The organism is Stenotrophomonas sp. YJH_SMC_57 (genome assembly GCF_059369755.1).
Window position 1 is genome coordinate 51,144 of record NZ_JCAFSZ010000002.1, and the last position, 22,175, is coordinate 73,318.

The following is a 22,175-nucleotide window of genomic DNA, read 5'->3' on the forward strand; positions in this document are numbered from 1 at the left end:
CACCCCCTTGTAGAGCCGCATCAGAACCGGTAGCGCGCCCCCAGCGAGACGAACTGCCCGCGCAGGTTGTACTGGCTGATGTCGAAGCCGTTGGAGCCACCGGCCGGATCGAACGGCGGGTCCTTGTCGGTCAGGTTCAGCACCGACAGTGACAGCGTGGTGTTGGCAATGCCTTCGTACGCCACGTACAGATCCAATTGGTGATACGGCTTGATGCGGTCGCGCAGGCCCGGGTTGCTGGTCGCCGTCGCCACGCGCTGGTCGTAACCGCTCACGTACTGCAGGCTCAGCGTACTGCTCCAGTCACCCACCGCCCAGTTCAGCGAAGTGGTGCCGCGGCTGCGCGGCAGAGCGCCGTGGCGGTTGTTGCCGGCGCCGTCATACGGGGCCTGGCCGGCCACCAGCGGCTGCTTGAAGCTGAGCAGGTGGGTCCAGCTGCCGGCCACGGTGAAATTGCCCCAGCCCTCGGTGCGGAAGGTGCGGTTGGCGTCCAGGTCCAGCCCCGAGGTGGTCAGCTCGCCCTGGTTGGCGTACTGGTTGGTGATGAACTGGATGCGTCCTTGTGCATCGCGCTGCACGCGCCCGGGGAACAGGGTCGGGTTGTCGACGATGAACTGTGCGCTGTCCGGCTTGACCAGGTTGTCCTGTTCGATGCGGTACCAGTCCAGGCCGATGCTGGTGTCGCCATCGGGCGACCACACTGCACCGATGTTGAAGTTGCGCGAGCGCTCGGCCTTCAGGTCCGGATTGCCGGTACGGATGTTGGTCACGCCACGGCTGCCACCGGGCTGCAGTGGATCCAGCGGATCGATCACCGAGCCGTAGCTGACGGTCTGGCCCGGCGCGATCTCAGGCAGCGAGGGGGCGCGGAAACCACGCGAGAACGAGCCGCGCAGCAGCAGGCTGTCCAGCGGCTGCCAGCGCAGCGCCACTTTCGGCGAGAACGCCTTGCCGAAGTCATCGTAGTGGTCGCCGCGACCAGCCAGCTGCAGCTCCAGCGTGCGATGCAGCGGCACGCTCAGTTCGGCGTACGCGGCGCTGACCTGGCGCTCGCCGTTGACCACGTTGATGGCCGGGCGCAGTTCGGTACCGGACAGGACCTGCGCGCTGGTACGCGCATCCAGCGATTCCTTGCGGAACTCGGCACCCCAGGCGAAGCCGACCGCACCGGCCGGCAGATCCCACAGCGTGGTCGAGGCCTTCACGTTCAACGCGTGCAGCTTGTACCAGCCGGGGCGCTTGGTCTGCAGGCGCAGGGCATCCAGCGCGCCCGGCGTGCTGGCCGGATTGAGGAAGTTGTAGCTGCCATCGCGCAGGGTCTGCTCGAACGCGTAGCGGTTGACGAAGTTGTCCACGTATTCGCGCTGTGCACTCTGCGAAGTCAGCGCGGCCACTTCCCAGTCCCAGCGCTCGCCGCTGCCGCGCACGCCGGCCAGGGCACGGTAGAACACCTGGGTGTTGTCCTTCAGGCGCGGGCCGAGGTCGAAGAAGGTGTACTCGAATGGCAACGGCGTGCTGCCCGGGTTGTTCGGGTGGCCGACCGGCAGCACCGCCGGCACGTCGATCAGGGTGCCGGTGGCCGGGTTGTAGGCACGCAGGCCTGGGCCGACGGTGAGCGGCGCGCTGAAGATCTGGTCGGCCTTGTTGTGGCTGTACAGCACGTCGGCGAACGCCTCGACGCTGTCGTTGAAGCGGTACGTTGCACTCAACGACGCCTGCAGGCGCTCGGCGCCGGGCTGCAGGGTCTTGAACGGTTGTGCGTTGAAGGCGCAGGCCTGGCCGGGCAGGGTGCTGCCAAAGTCGCTGTACGGACGCAGCTGGCTGCCGTCAGGGCAGTTGGCGAATGGCTGCGGTGCGCGTGGGTTGGACAGCCAGTTGCCACCGGCAGTGGACCAGCCGGCCAGGCGGCCACCGGGCTTGTCGCGGAAATCGCCGCTGCGGGTGTAGGCGCGCTGATCGGCGTCGAGGCGATCTCGCTTGAGCAGGTCCAGCCCGAACAGCACGTTCCAGCCCTGCTGTTCGAGGTCGCCGAACCCAGCGAGCAGATTGGCCTTGCGTTCGTTCAAGCCGCCCTGGGTAGCGGTACCGAAACCGCCGCCGACCTCCACGCCCTGGAAGTTCCTGCGCAGGATAATGTTGATGACGCCGGCGATGGCATCGGAGCCATACACCGCCGAGGCACCGTCCTTCAGCACTTCGATGCGTTCGACCGCGCTGATCGGCAGCGCGTTGAGGTCGACGAAGGTGTCCTGCGTATTGAGCGCGAAACCGAAGTTGGAGACGCGGTAGCCGTTGACCAGCACCAGCGTGTTCTTCGGCGACAGGCCACGCAGGCCGATCGAGGCCGAGCCGGCGGCAAAGCTGCCGGTGTACTGCTCGTCGAAACTGTTGCCGGCGTTGGCCGACAGGTTGCGCAGCACATCGGTGAGGGTGGAGCGGCCGGTCTGCTCGATCTGTTCGCGGCTGACGATCTGCACCGGGTTGGGCCCGGCGGTATCGCTGCGCTTGATGTTGGAGCCGGTCACCAGCACGGCGCCCAGGGTGGTGCTGTCCTTGCCGGTGTCGGCAGTTTCAGCGGCGCCGGCAGTTCCGGCGGAAAGGCCCAGCGCGATGGCGCCGGCAAGCAGGTTCAGGGTGGTGCGGTACATGAAAGCGACAACGCCGAACGGGGAGGAGCCTTCAGTACCGCACGCGACTGCACGCGCCTTCCAATGACGAAAGCGCATTCAGTTATACATCACAGGTTCTTAACGAACTAACCCGGTGGGTGCGGACCGTTGGTCCGCACGCTGCTGTAGAGCCGAGCCTACGCTCGGCTCCGCACACTGACCGGAAAGCAGCCGAGCATGGCTCGGCTCTACAGAAGACAATGCCAGGCCATCAAGGCCGCAGCAGCACCTTGCCGTTGCGACCCGAGCCGCCCGCGGCCTTCGCTGCCTGGGCAATGTCATCCAATGCGAAGACCCGCTCCACTGGCAGGGTCAGTTCGCCGCCGGCGGCGCGCTTCAGCAGTTCGCCGACCAGCCGCCGCTTGTCCTCCACCGCCATCGCCTGGCTGACCTTGCTGCCCCAGAAGCCCTTCACCGTGGCCTCCTTGTAGATCAGGCCACCGGCGGGGATGTGCATCGGCTGGCCACTCATTACGCCGAACGAGACCAGGGTGCCGTGGTGGCCAAGCAGGTCGACCAGGTCGCCGCTGGCGTCGCCGCCGATGGAATCGACTGCCGCCGCTGCCTGTGCTTCGCCCGTTGCTGCGCGCACGCGATCCTTCCAGCCGTCCACCGAGGTATCGAATACGTGATCGATGCCGAGTGCCTGCAGCTGCGCGACCGCGTCGGCGTTGCGCACCAGGTTGGCCACGTGCACGCCGCGCGCCCGCGCCAGCATCGCCAGCGACTTGCCGACGGCACCGTTGGCGGTGTTCTGCACGATCCACTGGCCCGGCTCGACGTGCAGGAACTCCAGCAGCATCAGCGCGCTCAGCGGCATCGCGATCAGCTGTGCGGCCATCTCGTCGGCGATGGCGTCCGGCATCGGAATCACCATGCGCGCCGGCGCGATGAAGGCTTCGGCCCAGGTGCCGTGCACCGAGGCGGCGGCCACCCGCTGGCCGATCTGGAGGCCGTCGACGCCTTCGCCGAGGGCATCGATTACGCCCAGGGCTTCGCTGCCAGCGATGGCCGGCAGCGTCGGCTTGTAGCCGTACAGGCCACGCACGGTCAGCAGGTCGTGGTTGTGGATCGAGGCCAGCACGGTGCGGATGCGCACCTCGCCGGGGCCGGGTTCGGGCAGGGCCACATCGGCAACGGCAAGGACGTCGGCCGGGTCGGCGAAGGAAGCGTACTGGGCAGCGCGCATGGGCGGTGTTCCGGGGAAAGTGGAGGTTGTATCGAACTGGGGACGAGGACGCGGTCGACAAGGCGTCGCCGCTGCAACACGGCATCCTGCGACGGATCGTCGCGTCATGTCGTGATTACCTCATCTTGTGTTGACGGCTCGGAATATCCCCACTATGTTGTGGCCGTCACTCCCGGTCAGCCGCCGCCGCCGGACATGCAGCAAACGTCCCGCGGCCCGCCCCTGAAGGCTTGCCGTGTCGACGCGGCCGCCATCGCGCGGACACAGGTCGCCCCCCACGGCCCGGATACCGGCCGCAGGCGCAGGCTCTTGCCGACGACCTGATGATCCCGTGCGGTGGCATCCCACCCCGATCGCCCCGTGCGCCGGTATCGCGTGCAGGGCTGCCACGGCATCGACGCCGCTGTGCGTGCGAGCCTGGAGACGCAGGACCATGACCGACAACACCTACCGCGCGGCCGATCTGGCCGGCGCTGGCGACGCTTTGCGCGCCGGTGGCGAGCGCGTGCCGACCTGGATCACCAAGGAAGCCGGCAACCGCCGCCTGCCGTTCGACGCCGAGCGCCTGCAGCGCAGCATCGATACGGTGCACGCGGAGTTTCCGCAGCTGGATGTGAGCGACTATCGCCGTGTGGTGCAGGCGATGGTCGAGCGCAAGCCGAGCCTCAGTGCCGATGACCTGGTCGACCTGCTGATCCGCGAGGCCGAATCGCGCGTGGATCTGGTCGCGCCGGAGTGGGAGCAGTTCGCCGCACGCATCTACCTGCGTCGCCTGTACAAGCGCGCCAGCCGCAACCGCTTCTACGACGTCAGCCTGAAGTACGGCTCCTACGTGGGCCTGCAGGAAAGCCTGGCCGACCGTGGCATCTACAGCAACGACATCCTGCGCTGCTATTCCAAGGAAGAGCTGCAGCAGGCCGGCGAGATGATCGAGCCGGAACGCGATCGCCTGTTTGCCTACAACGGCCTGTACCTGCTGGCCACGCGTTACCTGGCCAGCGACCGCAGCCGCGAGGTCTATGAACTGCCGCAGGAGCGCTGGCTGACCATCGCGCTGTACCTGATGCAGGAAGAAAAGCCGCGGGAGCGGCGCATGCAGCTGGTCGGCGAGGCCTACTGGGCGCTGTCCAACCTGTACATGACGGTGGCCACGCCGACCCTGGCCAACGCCGGCAAGGTCGGCGGCCAGCTGTCCAGCTGCTTCATCGACACGGTGGATGACAGCCTGCAGGGCATCTATGACTCCAACACCGATATCGCGCGCGTGTCCAAGCACGGTGGTGGTGTGGGCGCCTATCTGGGCTACGTGCGCAGCAGTGGCGCACCGATCCGTGGCGTGCCCAATTCCTCCGGTGGCGTGGTGCCGTGGATCAAGCAGCTCAACAACACCGCCGTCTCGGTCGACCAGCTCGGCCAGCGCAAGGGCGCGGTGGCGGTGTACCTGGACATCTGGCACCGCGACATTGAAGCCTTCCTGGATCTGCGCCTGAACAATGGTGACCAGCGCCTGCGCGCGCACGATGTGTTCACTTCGGTGTGCGTGCCGGACCTGTTCATGGAAGCGGTCGAGCGCCGTGCCGACTGGTACCTGTTCGACCCGCACGAAGTGAAGAGTGCCAAGGGCTGGTACCTGCAGGACTTCTACGATGAGAAGCGTGGCTCGGGCAGCTTCCGCGACCGCTATGCCGAACTGGTGGCCGATGAGCGCATCAGCCGCCGCACGGTGAAGGCGATCGACCTGTTCAAGCGGATCATGCTCAGCCAGCTGGAGACCGGCAACCCGTTCCTGTTCTACCGCGACGAGGTCAACCGCAAGAACCCGAACAAGCACGCGGGCATGGTCTATTCCAGCAACCTGTGCACCGAGATCCTGCAGAACATGAGCCCGACGCGGATGATCCAGGAGATCGTCAGCGGCGACCAGATCGTCACCACCCGCCGCGCGGGCGACTTCGTGGTCTGCAACCTGTCCTCGATCAACCTCGGTCGTGCGATCAGTGCGCCGGATGACCTGCTGGCCACCGACGTGCTGGAGCGCCTGATCCCGATCCAGGTGCGCATGCTCGACAACGTGATCGACCTCAACGCGTTGCCGGTGCCGCAGGCCACGATCACCAACCGCAAGTACCGCGCCATCGGCCTGGGCACCTTCGGCTGGCACCACCTGCTGGCGCAGCAGGCGATCCAGTGGGAATCGCCGGATGCCGAACAGCTTGCCGACCGCCTGTACGAGCGCATCAACTTCCTGACCATCCAGGCCAGCGCGCAGCTGGCCAAGGAGAAGGGCAGCTACCCGATGTTCGCCGGCAGCGACTGGCACAACGGCCGCTACTTCAGTGACCGTGGCTACAGTGGCGCGGACTGGGACAGCCTGGCCCGCGAGGTGGCCACGCATGGCCTGCGCAACGGCTGGCTGCTGGCGGTGGCGCCGAACATGAGCACCGCGCAGATTGCCGGTTCCACCGCATCGATCGATCCGATCTACAGCGCGTTCTACTACGAGGAAAAGAAGGACTTCCGGCGGCCGGTGGCCGCGCCGGGCCTGTCGCTGGAGACCTGGCCGTACTACGAAAAGGGCGCCTACAAGGTCGACCAGTTCGCCAGCGTGCGCCAGAACGCGCGCCGCCAGCGCCACCTGGACCAGTCGATCAGCTTCAACCTGTACGTGCCCAGCACGATCCGCGCCAGCACGCTGCTGGAGCTGCACCTGAGCGCGTGGCGCGAAGGCTTGAAGACCACCTACTACGTGCGCTCCAACGACATCGACATCAGCGAATGCGAGTGGTGCGCGAGCTGAGCAACGGTAGTGCCGGCCGCTGGCCGGCAACACGGTAGAAAGAAAACGAAGGCAGAAAACCATGGCAACCCCCCTCGACCGCATCAAGATCCTGGAACCGCGTCATCCCAACCGCAGCACGGGCATCATCAACGGACGCACCAGCGGCATCCTGAATTGGAACGACATTCCGTATCCGTCGTTCTATCGGGCCTACAAGGAACTGTCGACCAACTTCTGGATCCCCGACGAAGTCGACATGAAAGCCGACGCGCGCCAGTACGGCGAGCTGTCCGGGCGCGAGAAGAATGCCTACGACTCGATCATCGGACTGCTCGCCACGCTGGATTCGCCGCAGACCCGCTTCATCTACAACGTGGCCGAGTACATCACCGATCCGGCCGCGCATGCCAACGCGGCGATCATCGGCCAGCAGGAGGTGATCCACAACGAGAGCTACAGCTATGTGCTGGCCTCGATCACCGACCTGCCGAACCAGAACCGCGTGTTCGAGCTGGCGCGCACCCATCCGACCATCATCAAGCGCAACGCGCCGATCATGGGCGCGTATGACGACTTCATGCGCGAGAAGACCGCCGAGACGCTGCTGAAGTCGCTGATCCAGTCCTCGATCCTGGAAGGCATCAACTTCTATTCCGGTTTCGCGTACTTCTACAACATGGTGCGGCAGAACCGCATGACCGGCACCGGCAAGATCATCAGCTTCATCAACCGCGACGAGCTGGCCCACACCAAGTTCATCAGCGAGCTGATCCGCGCCATCATCGGCGAGAACCCGGAGCTGCAGACCAACGAGCTGACCGCCTATGTGCACCAGGCGTTCGAGCATGCCATCGAGCTGGAGACCGAGTGGTCCTCGGAAGTGCTGGATGGCATCGACGGCATCGATGTGGAGGAGATGACGCGCTACGTGAAGTACCGGGCCAACAAGATGGCCGGCATGCTCGGCATCGAGCGCCTGTACAGCGACACCACCGACAACGTGATGCCGTGGATCAAGGCCTACGCCGACAACTTCACCGAGACCAAGACCGACTTCTTCGAGATGCGCAATGCAAGTTACAAGAAGACCAACGTCGACAACGGCTTCGACGACCTCTGAGCCCAGCGCGGCGCTGCGCATCCTGCTGGTGGTGGCCTCGTTGAGTGGCAACACCCGCGAGCTTGGCCGGCAGATCGCCGGGCGCTGCCGCGCTGCGGGTCATGTCGTTCACTGGCAGGAGGCGGATGACCTGCGCCAGGCGCCGTCCTTGGCGGCCGACGAGGCCGACCTGGTGCTGCTGGGCTGCTGGACCGACAACGCCGGCCGCACGCCTGCGGAAATGAAGGCGTGGGTGGCCGGCATCGCCGAGCGCGGCGAGCGGCCGCGGCAGCTGGCGGTGTTCGGAACCGGCGAGACACAGTGGGGGCAGGAGTACTACTGCGGCGCCGTGCACCGCTTGATCCGTTACTTCCGCAGCGACTACCCGCCGCTGGAGATCGAACAGATGCCGCATGGCGAGCGCCATGCCGCGGCCATCGAGGCCTGGACCGATGCGGTCCTGGCCCATTACTGGAGCAACACCGATGCAGATCATCGACGCCACCACGCCTGAGCAGTTCCAGCAGCTGCTGGCCGAGCACCCGCGGGTGCTGGTGGACTTCCACAAGGACCAGTGCCCGGGATGCCGGATGCTGGAAATGTCGCTGCATCGGGTGGCGAACAGTGTGGCGGGGCAGGGCACGACCCTGTTGCGGGTGCAGCTGGAGGTGCTGGGCGAGGCGTTCTTCAGGGAACTGGGGCTGCGACAGACGCCGACGTTGTCGCTGTTCCGTGACGGCGACGAGCGGCAGCGCCTGCCTGGATTCCAATCGCCGCAGCAGATCGAGGCGGCCATCGCGTTGTATCTGTAGGCCGCGATCCCGGCTTTTGTAGAGCCGAGCCATGCTCGACTGCCTTTCGCGCGATGCGCGATGAGTCGAGCATGGCTCGACTCTACAAAGACATCCACGCATGGCGTGGATCTACTGGCCGGCGAAGGTATCCACCAGCAGCTTCACGTTCAACACCACGATCACCAGGGCGATGACCCACGCGATGCTGCCCAGCCAGCGCGGTGCCACCAGTGCGCCCATGGTCATCTTGTCGGTGACGATCCGCACCAGCGGAATGATCGCGAACGGCAGCTGCATCGACAGCACTACCTGGCTCAGCACCAGCAGCTTCACCGCGCCCTGGTCGCCGAACAGCACGATCACCACCACCACCGGAATGATCGCAAGCGCCCGGGTGATCAAGCGCCGCAGCCACGGCGGAAGGCGCAGGTGCAGGAAGCCTTCCATCACGATCTGCCCGGCCAGCGTGGCGGTCACCGTGGAGTTCAGCCCCGAGGCCAGCAGGGCGATCGCGAACAGGGTGGCCGCCGCGCCCACGCCCAGCATCGGTGCCAGCAGCTGGTGCGCCTGCTCGATGTCTTCCACATCAAAGCGGCCGTTGGCATGGAACACCGCCGCCGCCAGGATCAGGATGCTGGCATTGATGAACAGCGCGAGGGTCAGCGCGAGGGTGCTGTCGGTGACCGCCCAACGCAACGCGCTGCGACGCCCTTCATCGGTGCGCGGGTAGGCGCGGGTCTGCACGATGGACGAATGCAGGTACAGGTTGTGTGGCATCACCGTGGCGCCGATGATGCCGATGGCGATGTACAGCGCATGCGGATCGGTCACCACCTGCGCACGCGGGATGAAGCCGGCGAGTACCGCCATCACCGGTGGCGCGGCCATTGCGATCTGCACCACGAAGCAGGCGAAGATCACCATCAGCAGCGCGATCACGAACGCTTCCAGTGCACGGAAGCCGCGGTTCATCAGCAACAGCACCAGCAGCGTATCAAGTGCGGTGATCACCGCACCCCACAGCAGCGGCAGATCGAACAGCAGCTTCAGCGCGATCGCCGTGCCGATCACCTCGGCCAGGTCACAGGCGATGATCGCCGCCTCGCACAGCGCCCACAGCGCCAGGTTCACCGGCTTCGGGTAGCGCGCGCGGCAGGCCTGGGCCAGGTCCATGCCGGTGGCGATGCCCAGCCGCGCCGACAGCGCCTGCAGGATCACTGCCATCAGGTTGGAAATGAGGATGACCGACAGCAGCAGGTAGCCGAAGCGCGAGCCGCCGGCCAGATCGGTGGCCCAGTTGCCCGGGTCCATGTAGCCGACCGAGATCATGTAGCCCGGGCCGAGGAAGGCCAGCAGGCGGAACCACCAATGGCCCTTGTCAGGCACCGCCACCGATGCGTTGAGCGCGCCCAGGCTGGCCGGAGTGGAGGCCGAAGGGTCGCGGGGCGCCAGGGTGTTCATGGGTCCAAAGATAGCTCCTGCTATAGTCATTAGCAATGTGAAACAATCGTCTTTATCGCGTTACTGGTCCAGAATTCAGGTTCAACACCGCAGTACACCGGAAGGACAGGCGCAGGCGTGGGCAAGACCGACGATTCGACATCGCTGAAGAGCACCCCCTTGATCGAGGCCGAGCGCCAGGTCGAGAGCTTCCGCCAAGTGCGCGAGGCGCACCGGATGGAGCTGGTGGAGGACTATGTCGAGCTGATCTCGGACCTGCTGGCCGACGGCGGCGAGGCCCGCCAGGTCGACATCGCCACCCGCCTGGGCGTGGCCCAGCCGACGGTGGCGAAGATGCTGCGGCGCCTGGCCCGCGACGGCTGGGTGGTGCAGCGGCCGTACCGTGGCGTGTTCCTGACCCCGGAAGGCGAGGCGCTGGCGCATGCCAGCCGCCAGCGCCATCAGACCGTGGAGCGTTTCCTGCTGGCGCTGGGCGTGGACGCGGATACCGCGCGCCGCGATGCCGAGGGCATCGAGCACCACGTCAGCGAACAGACGCTGGCATTGTTCGAGGCGTTCGTGCGCAAGGCTGAGGGCGGGGCGCTGTAGTGGACGCGCCGGGCCATGCCCGGCGGGTGTCCGTGTGGTGGCGGAATCAGGTGTTCTGTAGAGCCGATGTTCGCGCGACCCTACAATCCAGGCGGACATCGCGCCTGCTGCTGCGCGCACGCTTGCGTCGTCCATGCCTTCAACACCGGCTGCAGTCCTTCGTAGCGCCGGCCTTGCCAGCCATTGGCAAGCACATTGCCATCGGCGTCGATCAGCACAAGATTGGGCGGGCCCAGCCCCGCCAGGGCCTGCAGCGCGGGCATCCGCCTGGCGCGGTGCGGGTCCAGCACCGGCCACGGCATGGCCTGCGCGTGCATGTAGCGCCGCAGCGCGGCCTCGCTTTCGTCCAGGCTGACGTACACCACTTCGGTATCGGCGCCGGCCTCGCGCAGGGCATCGCGTACGCTGCGCAGGGTCGGCACGAAGGCATGGCAGGGCCCGCACCAGTCGGCACCGAAATACAGTGCCACCAGTTTTGGCGGCGCCGGCCACTGCATCGGCCGCAGTGAGCGCTGCTCGGGCCGCATCAACGAGGCCGAAACCTGCGCGTGCAGGTCCGTCGCCATCGCCGGCACGGCGAGCAGCAACGCGCCAGCCAGCAACAGTGTTCGCAGTGCGTCAGAACGCATAGCGCAGGTTGACGTACCACGAGCGCGCAAAGCGCGGCCCGTAGACGTAGTCGCTGTCACGCAGTGCACCGGTTTCCAGGTCCTTCTGGCGCTGGTCGAACACATTCTTGACGCCTGCCGCCACCGACACTTCCTGCAGCGCCTGTGCGCCCAGATGCCGGTGCCAGCGCGCACCGAGATCGGTGACCAGGAATGCGCGGGTGCGATGCAGTTCGCCCAGCCGGTTGTTCAGCACCGACATCGGGCCGGTATGGCGCAGTGCCACGAAGGTTTCCCATGGCTCGGCAGGCATCCAGCTGAGCTGGGCCAGCCCGGTCCAACGCGGTGTCTTCAGGTAATCGCGGCTCTCGATGATGGTGCCGCCGCCCTCGCCGGTGTCGTCGAAGATGCGCTGCGGTTCGCGGAAGCGCGAGCGATACCACGAGGCACCGGCGGTCAGCCGCCACTGCGGCGTGGGTTGCCAGCCGAGGTTGGTTTCCGCGCCCAGCACGTTCGAGCCGGAGGCGTTGTAGCGCAGCTGGCCCAGCTGGCCGTCATCACCGCGCTGGATCTCGCCCAGCGCGAAGGTGTCGCGGATGCGCGCATACGAGGCGGTGGCATCCCAGCTCCAGACCGGGTTGGCCGGGTCCGACCGCCAATCGAAGCCGAACAGCGTGGTCAACGCGCGTTCTTCCTTCAGCCCGTCGGTGTTGTGCACGCGCACCTGCTCGCCGCCGAGGGTATCCACATGCACGTCCTCGACGAAGATTTCCGGTGCACGGAAACCGGTGGCGATGCCGGCGCGCCACTTCAGGTTCGGGGTGGCCTGCCAGGCCAAGGCGATGCGCGGCGAGAACACCGCATTGTCCAGTTCGGAGCTCTTGTCCACGCGCGCGCCGAGTACAAGGTCGACGTTGTCATGCAGGCTCCACTCGTCCTGGACGAAGGCGCCCAGGTTGTGGAAGCTCGCATCCTCCAGTACCGCAAGGCGCTGCCCGGCGCCGTTGCGGTTGTCGTCGCGCAGCGCCTCATGCTTGTACTGCACACCGAAGGCCAACGTGTGCGCGCCCAGTCGCCAGTTCAACTGGCTGTCGATGTAGTGCAGCGGGTTGTGGGTGCGGCCGTACTGGCGCCACGAACGCGAGGCGGCACTGCCGGCCACGTTCGGGTCCAGCTGCGACGGGTCATAGCCCGGCGCCGATGGATCGGTGACCACGTCGCCGAGGCCGCCATAGAAGCTGTCGCGATCAATATCGGCGAAGGCATAGGCCAGACGGAAATCGACGTCGGCGTTGATTTCCTGATCCCAGGAAATGCTGCCACGGCGGTACTTCGTATCCAGCGATTCGGCGATGTTGGCCAGGTACTCGGGCTGGTCCAGGCGGTTGCCGCCGCGGCGGGTTTCATCAGTTACCTGCAGGTCCAGGCGCAGCCGCGTGCCCGGCGTGGGTGAGTACCAGGCCTGCAGCCCGCCGACCTTGAGGTTCTTGCGGGTGATCTCGGTATAGCCGTCGCCGTTGTAGTCGATGCCGCTGTTCCAGTTGCGCTGTGCGATCACCGACAGCCCGGCGTCGGAATCTTTGGCGACCAGGTCCAGGCGCACATCGGCGTTCTTCTGCGGCGTGCCCTTCAATACATCCACGCCGGCCTGCACATGCCCCCCACTGCGCGCCGGCAGCGGTGGGATCAGGTTGATCACGCCGGCCACCGCGCCCGGGCCATACAGCGCCGAGCCACCGCCCTTGACCACTTCGATGCGGTCGACGAAGCCGGCCGGAATCTGTTCCAGCCCGTACACGCTGCCCAGTGTGGACAGCAGCGGAATGCCATCGAACAAGAGCTGGTTGTAGGCACCGGGCAGGCCCAGCAGCTGCACTTCACTGGTGTTGCAGTTCTGGCAGTTGCTCTCCACGCGCAGGCCGTTGATCAGTTCGGCGGCACGCGAGAAGTCGGTGGCCGCACGCAGTGCGATGTCTTCCTTGCGCAGGACCTCGGTGCGGATCGGCACGTCCGACAGCAGGCGTTCGCTGCGGGTGGCGGTACTGACCTTGACCTGCACGCGGTCCAGTTCGGTCGGCTTCGGTGAGGCGGCCAGCGCCGGCAGCGGCAGGATCAGGGCGATGGCGGCGGCCAGGGGCAGCCGATGGAAGAGCGGGGTGGCAACGTGCATGAGGGTGTCGTCCTTGGGGGAGGAAAGGCGGCGAGGGCGACCTGGCTGGGGCATATGAAAGCAGTGGCTTATAGATATAGCAAGAGCTATATAACGAAGCAGCAGCAATTCTGGCGCACCAGGCATCCGGGGTGGATCATGCTGGTGTTATAACATTACATATCGAAGCCGCGACCCTGCCGGTGGTCATGTAGCGCGATGCACGCTTCGCGTCTTGTCAGCCGCGGCGGAAGGCGGCGGGGGTGCGGGCGCCGACGATGATCATGCGGATCATCGTAGAGATCTGCTCGACCAGTTCCGGGTCGTTCTCCGGAGGTTGGTCCATGGCCGACGCGCCCATCGCGAACACCAGGCGGGTGATCGCCATCGAGACCAGTTCCGGCTTGTGCAGGACCGCGCCGTCGAGGGCGGCCAGGCGCACCAGGTCGTGCTGCAGCTCTTCCTCGAAATAGTGCAGCTCACGCTCGACGGCGTGCTTGAAATCGTCCGAGCCGACCGCGCCTTCGCGCAGCAGCACGTGCAGCAGCTTGTCGTCGGCACGCAGCTGCTCCATGAAGGTCTCCACCGACACGCGCACCACGCTGGTGGCGCTGGAGGTGGCGCGCTGGCGGGCTTCGCCGATGATGGTGCGCAGCGAGCGGCCGGCCACGTCGATCAGGGCCACGGCCAGTTCGTCCATGTCGCGGAACTGCCGATAGAAGCTGTTCGGGGCGATGCCCGCCTCGCGGGCCACTTCACGCAGGCTCAGCGTGGACAGGCTGCGGTGCGGCCCGATCAGCTTCAGCGCGGCAGCCAGCAGATCCTCGCGGCTCACCGTTCGGCGGGTCGGGCTGTTGGCATCTTCGTTCGGCGTCAGGGCGGTGGCGGCGGCCATGGGTGTTCCGGTGGGACAAGGCTGAATCATACCCAATCCGGTTCAATATACACATGTATACACAGGTGTATGTGCGCCCGTATAGTGCCCCCATGAGCGCTGTCGTCCGTCCTTCCCTGTTTTCCCCGCACCGCTGGGTGTCGCCGACGCTGTTCGATTTCTGGGCAGGTCAGCTGAATCCTCTGTGGACCCTGCGTGAGCCGATGGCCCGCCTGGTGCGGCGTGAGCCGGCCGGCGAGGGCGCGGCAACCCTGGTGCTGCGCACCAACCGGCACTGGGCCGGCATGCGCGCCGGCCAGCACGTGACCCTGAGCGTGGAAATTGAAGGTCGCGTGTGGCAGCGCAGCTACAGCCCCACCGTGTTGGGACGGCGCGAACTGGCGATTACCGTCAAGGCGGTCGAGGGCGGCAGGATCAGCCAGCATCTGGTCCATCACGCACGCCCGGGCGAGCTGTTCCGTGTCGATGCCGCGTTCGGCGAGTTCCACATGCCCGCCGCCGCCCCGGTGCTGCTGCTGGCTGCCGGCAGTGGCATCACGCCGATGCGCAGCCTGCTGCGCGAGGCCTGCCAGCGTCCATTGGCGGCGCCGGTCGACCTGTTCTACTGGGAGCGCACCACTGCCCACCTGCAGTTCCGTGATGAACTGCAGGCGCTGGCCGCAGCGCAGCCGAATCTGCGCGTGCATCTGCTGACCACCCGCGAAGGCGACATCCCGGCCGCGCGCATCGGCAGCCATGACCTGCAGGGGCCCGGCGATGACACGCCGCTGGCACAGCGCCATGTGCTGGCCTGCGGCCCGGATGGGTTCGTCGCCGCCGCACGCGAACGCCTGGCGCATCAGGTGGCGGGCTTCCAGGCCGAGGCCTTCACCCCGCCGGCGCCGTTGCTTGACGCCAGCAGCGAAGGCGAAGTGTCGTTGACGCTGGCACGCAGTGGCCGCCAGCTGAGCGTGCCGCGTGGACGTTCGCTGCTGGAAAGCCTCGAAGCCCACGGCATCAAGCCCAGGCACGGCTGCCGCATGGGCATCTGCAACACCTGCACCTGTGATCGCGTCAGTGGCGCTACCCGCCACCTGCGCACCGGCGACCTGCAGTCCGACTCGGCGCAGCCGGTGCGGATCTGCGTGAGTGCGCCGACCACCGACCTGACCCTGGATCTCTGAGGACGCCTGCCATGACCCGCGCTACCGACCGTGCCCTGAGTACTGCCGAGATGCATGCCTTCGGCGAGGAGCTCGACGCGATCCGCGACCGTGTGATCGGCAGCCTGGGCGCCTCCGATACCCGTTACATCCGCCGCGTGGCCGCCGCCGTGCGCTGGTTCGGCGTGGGTGGCCGTGGCCTGCTGTTCCTGGCCGCGTTCTCGCCGCTGTTCTGGATGCCGCTGCTGTGGCCGGCCGCGATTACCGGCACGCTGCTGCTGGCGCTGTCGAAGATCCTGGAAAACATGGAGCTCGGCCACAACGTCATGCACGGCCAGTTCGACTGGACCGGCGATCCCAAGCTCAATGGCAACACCTACGAGTGGGATATCGTTGCCACCGCCGACAACTGGCGCAAGACCCACAACTTCCGCCATCACACCTACACCAACGTGCGTGGCATGGACGATGACATCGGCTATGGCCTGCTGCGCATCTTCCCGGAACAGCGCTGGAAGCCGTTCTACCTGCTGCAGCCGATCATCGCGCCGATCTTCGCGCTGCTGTTCCAGTGGGGCGTGGCCGCGCAGGACCTGCGCCTGGGCCGCTGGCTGAAAGGCCGCATGAGTGCCCGTGCGATGTGGCTGCAGACCCGCCCGGTGGCGCGCAAGATGGCCCGCCAGGTGCTGAAGGACTACGTGTTCTTCCCGCTGCTGGCCGGCCCGTTCTTCCTCACCGTGATGCTGGGCAACATGGTGGCCAACGGCCTGCGCAACATCTGGACCTACGTGATCATCTTCTGCGGCCACTTCACCGCCGAATCGGAAACCTTCCCGAAGGAATGCCTGCGCAATGAATCGCGTGGCCACTGGTACCTGCGCCAGCTGCGTGGTTCGTCCAACATCAGCGGTGGTTTCCTGATCAACGTGCTGTCGGGCAACCTCAGCCACCAGATCGAACACCACTTCTACCCGGACCTGCCGGCCAACCGTTATGCGGCCATCGCCAAGGAAGTGAAGGACATCTGCCGTCGCTACGGCCAGCACTACAACAACGGCTCGCTGCCGCGCCAGTTCGGCCAGGTGGTCTGGCGCATCCTGCGCCACGCGTTCCCGAGCAAGCCGCGCCGCCTGCCGATGGCGGACATCCTGTCCGCACCGGCATCGGCCAACGCGGGCTGATCCACTCAGCCCGCCTTCGCCAGGGCCGCCTGTTCGCGGTCCAGGCGACGCAGGAACACCTGCATTTCCTTGCGCGCCTGCTGGTCGCCCTTGCTGCCGGCCACGCTCAGCCCGCGCTGCCACGCCTCGCGCGCCGCCTGCGGCTGGCCACTGGCCAGCCACGCCTTGCCCAGCAGCTTCCACGCTGCCGAATACTGCGGATCGAGCACCACGCAGCGGCCCAGATGGGTCGCCGCGCGCACCGGGTTGCCCGCATCCAGCCAGCCCTTGCCCAGGCCGAAGCGCAGCAGCGCGCCGTCCTTGCCGCTGGCCAGCATGCATTCCAGGGCCTCGATGTTCATCAGCGCACCTCCTGCAACAATTCCTGCGGTCCCGGCTGGAAACGGCCGCGATGGAACAGCAGGGGCGCGCCCCCGCTCTCGTGGACATCGATGATGCGGCCGGCCAGCAGCAGGTGATCACCCACCGGCCATTGCGCGTGGCGGGTACAGGTGAGGTGGGCCACCGCACCGGCAATGCGCGGCGGGGCGTCTTCGTCATCCTCCAGCAGTGGCAGGCCGTCGAAACGGTCGCGCACCTGTGGATCGGCGAAGCGCCGTGCCAACGCTTCCTGGTCGGCTGCCAGCACGCTGATCGCAAAGCGGGTGGCGCGCTGGAAGGTGGACAGGCTCTGCGCATGCAGCGCCAGGTTCCATAGCACCAGCGGTGGCTGCAGCGATACCGGCACGAACGAGCTGATGGTCAGGCCGACCGGTTTGCCCTGCGCGTCGCGCGCGCAGACGATCGCTACGCCCGTGGGGAAATGGCCGAGCAGCCGCCGCAGTGCACGCGGCGGCATCCCGACCGACGGCACCGGGGCTGGGGCGGGGAACACCCCCGCCCACGGCCCGGCGTACGGCAGTGTCTCGCCGCTCATGAGGCCCGGGCCTGGCGGTAGCGCCGGCCGACCTCGGCCCAGTTGATGATGTTGAAGAACGCACCGATGTAGTCCGGGCGACGGTTCTGGTAATGCAGGTAGTAGGCGTGCTCCCACACATCCAGCGCCAGGATCGGGGTGTTGCCGGACAGGCCGACCGCTGCGCCCATCAGCGGGCTGTCCTGGTTGGCGCTGCTTTCAACCTGCAGGCGACCGTCGCGATCAGTGGTCAACCACGCCCAGCCGCTGCCGAAGCGCGTCTGCGCGGCCTTGCTGAAGGCCTGCTTGAAGGCATCGTAGCCGCCGAGATCGCGATCGATCGCCGCAGCGAGTTCGTCATCAGGGGTGCCGCCGCTGGCGCTGAGCACGGTCCAGAACAAGCTGTGGTTGGCGTGGCCACCGCCATTGTTGCGGACCGCGCCGCGCTGCGCCTCGGGCACGGCATCGAGGTTGGCGATCAGCACCTCGACCGGTTGCGCGGCGATGCCGGCCTGCTCAAGGGCGGCATTGAGGTTGTTGACATAGGTCTGGTGGTGCTTGCCGTGGTGGATCTCCATCGTGCGCGCATCGAAGTGCGGCTCGAGGGCGTCATAGGCGTAGGGGAGCGGGGGAAGCGAGTACGACATCGAAGCAATCTCCGTGGGGAAGGCCAGGGGGCTGGCCGTGGGGAGATCGTTATCGCACCTCAACATTGGTTGAGGTCAAGAGACGGGATTGACTCGTTGGCGCCATCCATGGCGCCAACGTCCTGCGCTGACCCATCTGCCCCTGCAGGAAAGCTCCCTGCGCTGGCGCGGAGACGGGATCAAAGGCAGGAGCAGGAGCGACGTGGTAGCGCCGGCCGCTGGCCGGCAATCAACGAAGGTCGGGTTGCCGGCCAGCAGCCGGCACTACCAGTACCCGATTTCCGAACCCTCACCGGCGCGCTGATGCGCTGCCCGCGCTCGCAGGAAACCGTCCGGTGGCGGGGGGCGGGGCTGGCCGGGACCGTTGGCGCCATGGATGGCGCCATCGACCCCCCAAGCATGGGTTTACGGCGTGTCCCGGCCGGCCCCTCCCGCCGCCACAACCGATATCAACAAAAGCGCCGGAAGGCGAGCCAGCCGCCAGCGGTTTCATCAACTCAACCAGTCCTTGCAGGCGCCATCCACCTGCTCGCCACACGCCTGCTGCATCTGCTGCTGCAACCGCACCAGGGTCTCTGCGCCGTGGTGCTTGCCGCTCCACGCCTTCAGCTGCCCGGCCAGGCGCTCGAAACGCTGGCGCGTGCGCTGGTGGTAGCCGGACGGCTGTGCGTCCAGTTCGGCGATCAGCGCGGTGGTGGCCTGCTCGATGCGCGGTGCATCGTCCGGCGCCAGCTTCAGCAACCCTTCCACGTACAGCACGCCCCATTGCACGCGGGTGGCCGGGCCCTGCGCACCGTCGTAGGCACGCTTCAGCCACTCCAGCGCACCGGCGGTGTCACCGCGCTGCTCGGCCAGTTCGGCCAACTCGGGCATGTAGTAGTACGGCTGCTCGCTGCGCTTCAGTTCGGCCAGCAGCAGCGCTTCCGCAGCTGCGTCGTCACCCACCTCGCGCAGGGCGTACACCGCGCTGCTGATCGTGGCCTGGCGCGCATGGGCATCGGTGGCGGCAGCATCGGCCGCGGCAACGCGTTGCTTGACCAGCGCCACCAGCGCCGCTGGCAGCGCGCCTTGCGGTTGCTGCTGGCGGGCAAGCGACACCTCTGTCAGGGCCCGCGACAGCGCGTCGTCGGCGCGGTCGCCGCGTTCTGCGTCGGCGCGCTCCAGCGCGACCAGCAGCTGCTGGCCCAGCGTAGTGCGGGTGGCCGGGCCGGCACTGGCCTGCTTGACCAGCGTGGCGCCGGCATAGCCCAGCAGCTCGCGGTTGCGGCGTACCTCGGCCGGCTGGGCCAGTACCGCCTGCAGCAGCTCACGGACTTCGGTGGGCGAGGCACTTGGTTTCTCTGCGGTGGCCAGCGCCAGCAGCGCGAAGCGACGCTGCAGGGCCGCTTCCGGCGCCGTCTTGGACAGCTGCCGAAGCACGTCTTCGCTCCTGCGTTCGCCGGCCAGGCGGTTGGCATCCACTTCCCAGCCATAGTCGCCCAGCACCTGCCAGTCCTCGGCGGCCAGCCTGTCCGGCGTCGCCAACGCGGTGGCCAGTGTGGCAGCGACCGCGTTGCGGCGTCCGGCGGCCACGGTCAGTGCGCGGGTCAGTTCGGCCGCGTCGTTGCCACCGGCCACGCGCGTAATTTCGTTCCGCTGCGGATCGAGCACGATCAGGGTCGGGTAGCCGCGCACGCCGAAGCGCTCGCCCCACGCCTGCGCCCCTTCCTCGTCGCCATCCAGGTAGACCGGCACGAACTTGCCGGTCAGCGCGATGAAGGCCGGGTCCTTGAACAGGCCGGCCTTGAGCTGGTTGCAGGGCGGGCACCAGACCGCGCCCCAGTACAGCAGCACCGGCTTGCCGCTGTCGGCGGCCTCGGCGAACGCATCGTCGACGTCGCCCTGGCGCCAGGCGATGGCTGTGGCCGGTGCTGGGGCTTCGGCGGAGTTGGCGGTGGACACCGGAGCTGGCGTGCAGGCGCTCAGCGCCGAAGCCAGCAGCAACACGGAAAGCGCGACGCGCATCGGCAGCATCTCGAAGGGCAGGGTGACAGGCCATTGTAGGAAGGGCCGGGGAACGTGCTGATTCAGTTTGCTTATGACGGGCGTGCTGCAGGGCATGACGCCCGTCGGGCATTGCCGGTCAATGCCGGGCGGATGCCGTCAGGCCGCTGCCCGCACCATCTGCTGATACACCAACCCATTGAACTCGCCGACGTTACCGTCCAGCACGAAGCCATAGCGCAGGTAGGTCGGCACTGCATTGAGCGAGGCGCGCACGGTCAGCAACGGCCCGCGCACCTGCGGCAGCACCGCTTCGAACAGGGCATGCCCGATGCCCCGGCCCTGGCAGGCGGGGTCGACGAACAGCATCGCCAGGTGCCGGCCTTCCTTCAGCTCGACCACGCCGACCACGCGTGCGTCCTGCTCGGCCACCAGGATGAGGTTGTCGCCCTGCAGGCGTGCGCCGAACGCATCGGCGGCCGCAACGCTACCGAAGGTGGCAATGCCGGTTGCGCTGAGCGACGGCGCCACTGCCTCGTTGAACGCGGCCAGGCACACCCCACTGATCGCAGGCAGGTCATGGGCATGGGCGGGGCGGATCTTCGGCATGCAGCGTTCTTCCAGTGGGGTGTGGCGCGTCATCGTCGCCGGGTAGCTGCACGCTAAGCTGGCGGCATGAGTGAATTCAATCCCGCCTACGCTTCGTTGTTTCCGCAGCAAGGGCTGAGCCTGGGCCTGATGACGCCCGTTGCGGCACATGGGCTGGCCGATCCACGCGAGGCGCGGCGCATCGCTCGGCTGGCCGACGATCTGGGCTTCGCCGCACTGTGGACGCGCGACGTGCCGCTGATGGTGCCGCAAGGGCCGGATGCGACGGCCAGCGCATTGGACGATCCGTTCCTGTGGCTGGGCATGCTGGCTGCCGCGACCGAGCGTATCGCGGTCGGCAGTGCGGCCATCGTGCTGCCGCTGCGGCAACCGCTGCAGGTGGCGAAGTCGGCACTGAGCCTGGACCGGATCAGCGATGGACGTTTCGTGCTGGGGCTGGGATCGGGCGATCGACCGGAAGAGTTCGCCGCCTTCGGCGAGGACCTGGAGGGCAGGGCGGCGACCTTCCGCGAACGCTGGTCGCTGCTGCGCGCAGCGCTGTCGCCTGATGCCGATGAGCGGACCGCGGTGCTGCGGGCGACCGGCGGCTTCGATGTGCTGCCGGCGCCGGCCACGCGCATCCCGATGCTGGTGGTGGGTACGGCGCGGCAGAGCCTGCAGTGGATCGCGCGCGAGGCCGAAGGCTGGGCCACCTACCACCGCGAGGAGGCTGCGCAGGAAGGACGCATCGGCTTGTGGCAGCAGGCGCTGGTGCAACGCGGCGGGGCAGGCAAACCGTTCGTGCAGTCGATGCTGCTGGACCTGCAGGCAGACCCGCAGGCACCGCCCGAGCCGCTGCCGCTGGGCCTGAAGGTCGGCCGCGACGGTCTGCGCGACTATCTGCTGCGCGCGCATGCACAGGGCGTGGCGCATGTGATGTTCAACCTGGTCGACAACGGGCGGCCGATGGACAGCGTGCTGCGCGAGATCGGAGAGCAGATCCTTCCGCACATGCCTCGGTAGGTGTCCACCTGGGTGGACACGCTTTTGCCGCCACGCCCGTCAGGCATGGCCCTGCGCTATCCAGTGGTGCCAGGCCTGCGTGCATCTGCGTATCATTCGCATTTGATTTCCCGATGCCGGAGCCCCGCGTGACCCAACATTCCCCCATGCACCCGACCGGACGCCTGTTCGCAGTGGTCGCCTTCATCGAGGCCGTGACCTGGGCCGGCCTGCTCATCGGCATGTGGATGAAGTACGGCCCGATGGCCAACGTGGCGCTGGTGAAACTGTTTGGCCCCCTGCATGGCGTGGCGTTCCTGGTCTACGTGGCGGTCACCCTGTTCGCGGCCGTGCGCCTGCGCTGGCCGTGGTGGGCCAGTGCCCTGGCGCTGCTGGCGGCGATTCCGCCGCTGGTCACGCTGCCACTGGAATGGTGGTTCAAGCGGCGTGGTTTGCTGGGCCTGCGCGCAACGCGCTGAATCCACTGTTGCATGCCCGTTCAAGAG

The 22,175-nt window shown here is 67.0% G+C and carries 20 protein-coding genes; 9 read left to right on the top strand and 11 right to left on the bottom strand.

What is annotated here, in order from left to right; all coding sequences use genetic code 11:
• Nucleotides 1–20: 20 nt before the first annotated feature.
• On the bottom strand, nucleotides 21–2,648 hold the full coding sequence (locus tag AC5P7U_RS02325; RefSeq protein WP_197565054.1) for a TonB-dependent receptor domain-containing protein: 2,628 nt from the start codon (nucleotides 2,646–2,648) through the stop codon (nucleotides 21–23).
• Nucleotides 2,649–2,880: 232 nt separating this feature from the next.
• The gene (locus AC5P7U_RS02330) at nucleotides 2,881–3,858 is read right to left on the bottom strand and encodes a zinc-binding dehydrogenase (protein WP_049457398.1); all 978 of its coding nucleotides are present in this window, start codon (nucleotides 3,856–3,858) and stop codon (nucleotides 2,881–2,883) included.
• A 433-nt stretch (nucleotides 3,859–4,291) separates the two neighbouring features.
• On the opposite strand from AC5P7U_RS02330, the gene AC5P7U_RS02335 reads away from it, so the two are divergent.
• The 4 genes from AC5P7U_RS02335 to AC5P7U_RS02350 all read left to right on the top strand — a co-directional run bounded on the left by AC5P7U_RS02335 (nucleotide 4,292) and on the right by AC5P7U_RS02350 (nucleotide 8,548).
• On the top strand, nucleotides 4,292–6,655 hold the full coding sequence (locus tag AC5P7U_RS02335) for a ribonucleoside-diphosphate reductase subunit alpha (RefSeq protein ID WP_197565053.1): 2,364 nt from the start codon (nucleotides 4,292–4,294) through the stop codon (nucleotides 6,653–6,655).
• A gap of 61 nt (nucleotides 6,656–6,716) precedes the next feature.
• Nucleotides 6,717–7,757, top strand: a complete 1,041-nt coding sequence (locus tag AC5P7U_RS02340) for a ribonucleotide-diphosphate reductase subunit beta (RefSeq protein WP_049457400.1) — start codon at nucleotides 6,717–6,719, stop codon at nucleotides 7,755–7,757.
• Nucleotides 7,758–7,770: 13 nt separating this feature from the next.
• The gene (locus AC5P7U_RS02345) at nucleotides 7,771–8,250 is read left to right on the top strand and encodes a flavodoxin (RefSeq protein ID WP_197564170.1); all 480 of its coding nucleotides are present in this window, start codon (nucleotides 7,771–7,773) and stop codon (nucleotides 8,248–8,250) included.
• Nucleotides 8,222–8,548, top strand: coding sequence for a thioredoxin family protein (locus AC5P7U_RS02350; protein WP_006450185.1), 327 nt, complete (start codon nucleotides 8,222–8,224; stop codon nucleotides 8,546–8,548). Before AC5P7U_RS02345 ends, AC5P7U_RS02350 begins: the two co-directional genes overlap by 29 nt.
• Nucleotides 8,549–8,659: 111 nt before the next feature.
• On the opposite strand, the gene AC5P7U_RS02355 is transcribed toward AC5P7U_RS02350, so the two are convergent.
• Nucleotides 8,660–9,991, bottom strand: a complete 1,332-nt coding sequence (locus AC5P7U_RS02355; RefSeq protein ID WP_197564161.1) for an Nramp family divalent metal transporter — start codon at nucleotides 9,989–9,991, stop codon at nucleotides 8,660–8,662.
• Nucleotides 9,992–10,108: 117 nt separating this feature from the next.
• Between AC5P7U_RS02355 and mntR the strand changes: the two genes are divergently transcribed.
• Nucleotides 10,109–10,579 (top strand): manganese-binding transcriptional regulator MntR, encoded by a 471-nt coding sequence (mntR, locus tag AC5P7U_RS02360; protein WP_005409965.1) that lies wholly within the window; start codon nucleotides 10,109–10,111, stop codon nucleotides 10,577–10,579.
• Nucleotides 10,580–10,659: 80 nt separating this feature from the next.
• Here mntR and AC5P7U_RS02365 read toward each other — a convergent pair whose 3' ends face one another.
• The 3 genes from AC5P7U_RS02365 to fabR form a co-directional block, all read right to left on the bottom strand.
• Complete coding sequence (locus tag AC5P7U_RS02365) at nucleotides 10,660–11,208, bottom strand: thioredoxin-like domain-containing protein (protein ID WP_197564160.1); 549 nt, start codon at nucleotides 11,206–11,208, stop codon at nucleotides 10,660–10,662.
• Nucleotides 11,198–13,357, bottom strand: a complete 2,160-nt coding sequence (locus tag AC5P7U_RS02370) for a TonB-dependent receptor plug domain-containing protein (protein WP_197564159.1) — start codon at nucleotides 13,355–13,357, stop codon at nucleotides 11,198–11,200. Before AC5P7U_RS02370 ends, AC5P7U_RS02365 begins: the two co-directional genes overlap by 11 nt.
• A 217-nt stretch (nucleotides 13,358–13,574) precedes the next feature.
• Nucleotides 13,575–14,231, bottom strand: coding sequence for an HTH-type transcriptional repressor FabR (fabR, locus tag AC5P7U_RS02375; protein ID WP_008267228.1), 657 nt, complete (start codon nucleotides 14,229–14,231; stop codon nucleotides 13,575–13,577).
• A 92-nt stretch (nucleotides 14,232–14,323) separates the two neighbouring features.
• On the opposite strand from fabR, the gene AC5P7U_RS02380 reads away from it, so the two are divergent.
• Both AC5P7U_RS02380 and AC5P7U_RS02385 read left to right on the top strand, forming a co-directional pair.
• A complete protein-coding gene (locus tag AC5P7U_RS02380; protein ID WP_495220750.1) occupies nucleotides 14,324–15,394 on the top strand; it encodes a ferredoxin reductase in 1,071 nt (356 codons plus the stop codon).
• Between the two features lie 11 nt (nucleotides 15,395–15,405).
• Nucleotides 15,406–16,554 carry a fatty acid desaturase family protein gene (locus tag AC5P7U_RS02385; RefSeq protein ID WP_006450039.1) on the top strand — a complete coding sequence of 383 codons (1,149 nt, stop codon included), beginning with the start codon at nucleotides 15,406–15,408 and terminating at the stop codon, nucleotides 16,552–16,554.
• Between the two features lie 5 nt (nucleotides 16,555–16,559).
• Here the strand turns inward: AC5P7U_RS02385 and AC5P7U_RS02390 are convergent, their stop codons facing one another.
• The 5 genes from AC5P7U_RS02390 to AC5P7U_RS02410 all read right to left on the bottom strand — a co-directional run bounded on the left by AC5P7U_RS02390 (nucleotide 16,560) and on the right by AC5P7U_RS02410 (nucleotide 20,688).
• Nucleotides 16,560–16,895, bottom strand: a complete 336-nt coding sequence (locus AC5P7U_RS02390; protein WP_008267331.1) for a tetratricopeptide repeat protein — start codon at nucleotides 16,893–16,895, stop codon at nucleotides 16,560–16,562.
• Nucleotides 16,895–17,470 (bottom strand): flavin reductase, encoded by a 576-nt coding sequence (locus AC5P7U_RS02395; RefSeq protein ID WP_197564157.1) that lies wholly within the window; start codon nucleotides 17,468–17,470, stop codon nucleotides 16,895–16,897. The genes AC5P7U_RS02390 and AC5P7U_RS02395 overlap by 1 nt, the downstream gene beginning before the upstream one ends.
• Complete coding sequence (locus AC5P7U_RS02400; RefSeq protein WP_006449975.1) at nucleotides 17,467–18,096, bottom strand: superoxide dismutase; 630 nt, start codon at nucleotides 18,094–18,096, stop codon at nucleotides 17,467–17,469. Before AC5P7U_RS02400 ends, AC5P7U_RS02395 begins: the two co-directional genes overlap by 4 nt.
• Nucleotides 18,097–18,588: 492 nt before the next feature.
• Nucleotides 18,589–20,109, bottom strand: coding sequence for a thioredoxin family protein (locus AC5P7U_RS02405; RefSeq protein ID WP_495220751.1), 1,521 nt, complete (start codon nucleotides 20,107–20,109; stop codon nucleotides 18,589–18,591).
• A gap of 129 nt (nucleotides 20,110–20,238) precedes the next feature.
• Nucleotides 20,239–20,688, bottom strand: a complete 450-nt coding sequence (locus AC5P7U_RS02410) for a GNAT family N-acetyltransferase (RefSeq protein ID WP_495220752.1) — start codon at nucleotides 20,686–20,688, stop codon at nucleotides 20,239–20,241.
• Between the two features lie 66 nt (nucleotides 20,689–20,754).
• Between AC5P7U_RS02410 and AC5P7U_RS02415 the strand changes: the two genes are divergently transcribed.
• Complete coding sequence (locus tag AC5P7U_RS02415; RefSeq protein WP_495220753.1) at nucleotides 20,755–21,690, top strand: TIGR03571 family LLM class oxidoreductase; 936 nt, start codon at nucleotides 20,755–20,757, stop codon at nucleotides 21,688–21,690.
• 146 nt (nucleotides 21,691–21,836) lie between these two features.
• Nucleotides 21,837–22,148 (top strand): DUF3817 domain-containing protein, encoded by a 312-nt coding sequence (locus tag AC5P7U_RS02420; RefSeq protein WP_049457412.1) that lies wholly within the window; start codon nucleotides 21,837–21,839, stop codon nucleotides 22,146–22,148.
• Nucleotides 22,149–22,175 lie beyond the last annotated feature (27 nt).

Coding starts and splice junctions, on each gene's coding strand:
- AC5P7U_RS02400 (WP_006449975.1), bottom strand. CDS start 18,096: ATGTCGTACTCGCTTCCCCCGCTCCCCTACGCCTATGACGCCCTCGAG.
- AC5P7U_RS02390 (WP_008267331.1), bottom strand. CDS start 16,895: ATGAACATCGAGGCCCTGGAATGCATGCTGGCCAGCGGCAAGGACGGC.
- AC5P7U_RS02410 (WP_495220752.1), bottom strand. CDS start 20,688: ATGCCGAAGATCCGCCCCGCCCATGCCCATGACCTGCCTGCGATCAGT.
- AC5P7U_RS02395 (WP_197564157.1), bottom strand. CDS start 17,470: ATGAGCGGCGAGACACTGCCGTACGCCGGGCCGTGGGCGGGGGTGTTC.
- AC5P7U_RS02355 (WP_197564161.1), bottom strand. CDS start 9,991: ATGAACACCCTGGCGCCCCGCGACCCTTCGGCCTCCACTCCGGCCAGC.
- AC5P7U_RS02415 (WP_495220753.1), top strand. CDS start 20,755: ATGAGTGAATTCAATCCCGCCTACGCTTCGTTGTTTCCGCAGCAAGGG.
- AC5P7U_RS02385 (WP_006450039.1), top strand. CDS start 15,406: ATGACCCGCGCTACCGACCGTGCCCTGAGTACTGCCGAGATGCATGCC.
- AC5P7U_RS02420 (WP_049457412.1), top strand. CDS start 21,837: ATGCACCCGACCGGACGCCTGTTCGCAGTGGTCGCCTTCATCGAGGCC.
- AC5P7U_RS02365 (WP_197564160.1), bottom strand. CDS start 11,208: ATGCGTTCTGACGCACTGCGAACACTGTTGCTGGCTGGCGCGTTGCTG.
- AC5P7U_RS02330 (WP_049457398.1), bottom strand. CDS start 3,858: ATGCGCGCTGCCCAGTACGCTTCCTTCGCCGACCCGGCCGACGTCCTT.
- AC5P7U_RS02370 (WP_197564159.1), bottom strand. CDS start 13,357: ATGCACGTTGCCACCCCGCTCTTCCATCGGCTGCCCCTGGCCGCCGCC.
- AC5P7U_RS02405 (WP_495220751.1), bottom strand. CDS start 20,109: ATGCTGCCGATGCGCGTCGCGCTTTCCGTGTTGCTGCTGGCTTCGGCG.
- fabR (WP_008267228.1), bottom strand. CDS start 14,231: ATGGCCGCCGCCACCGCCCTGACGCCGAACGAAGATGCCAACAGCCCG.
- AC5P7U_RS02335 (WP_197565053.1), top strand. CDS start 4,292: ATGACCGACAACACCTACCGCGCGGCCGATCTGGCCGGCGCTGGCGAC.
- AC5P7U_RS02325 (WP_197565054.1), bottom strand. CDS start 2,648: ATGTACCGCACCACCCTGAACCTGCTTGCCGGCGCCATCGCGCTGGGC.
- AC5P7U_RS02380 (WP_495220750.1), top strand. CDS start 14,324: ATGAGCGCTGTCGTCCGTCCTTCCCTGTTTTCCCCGCACCGCTGGGTG.
- AC5P7U_RS02340 (WP_049457400.1), top strand. CDS start 6,717: ATGGCAACCCCCCTCGACCGCATCAAGATCCTGGAACCGCGTCATCCC.
- AC5P7U_RS02350 (WP_006450185.1), top strand. CDS start 8,222: ATGCAGATCATCGACGCCACCACGCCTGAGCAGTTCCAGCAGCTGCTG.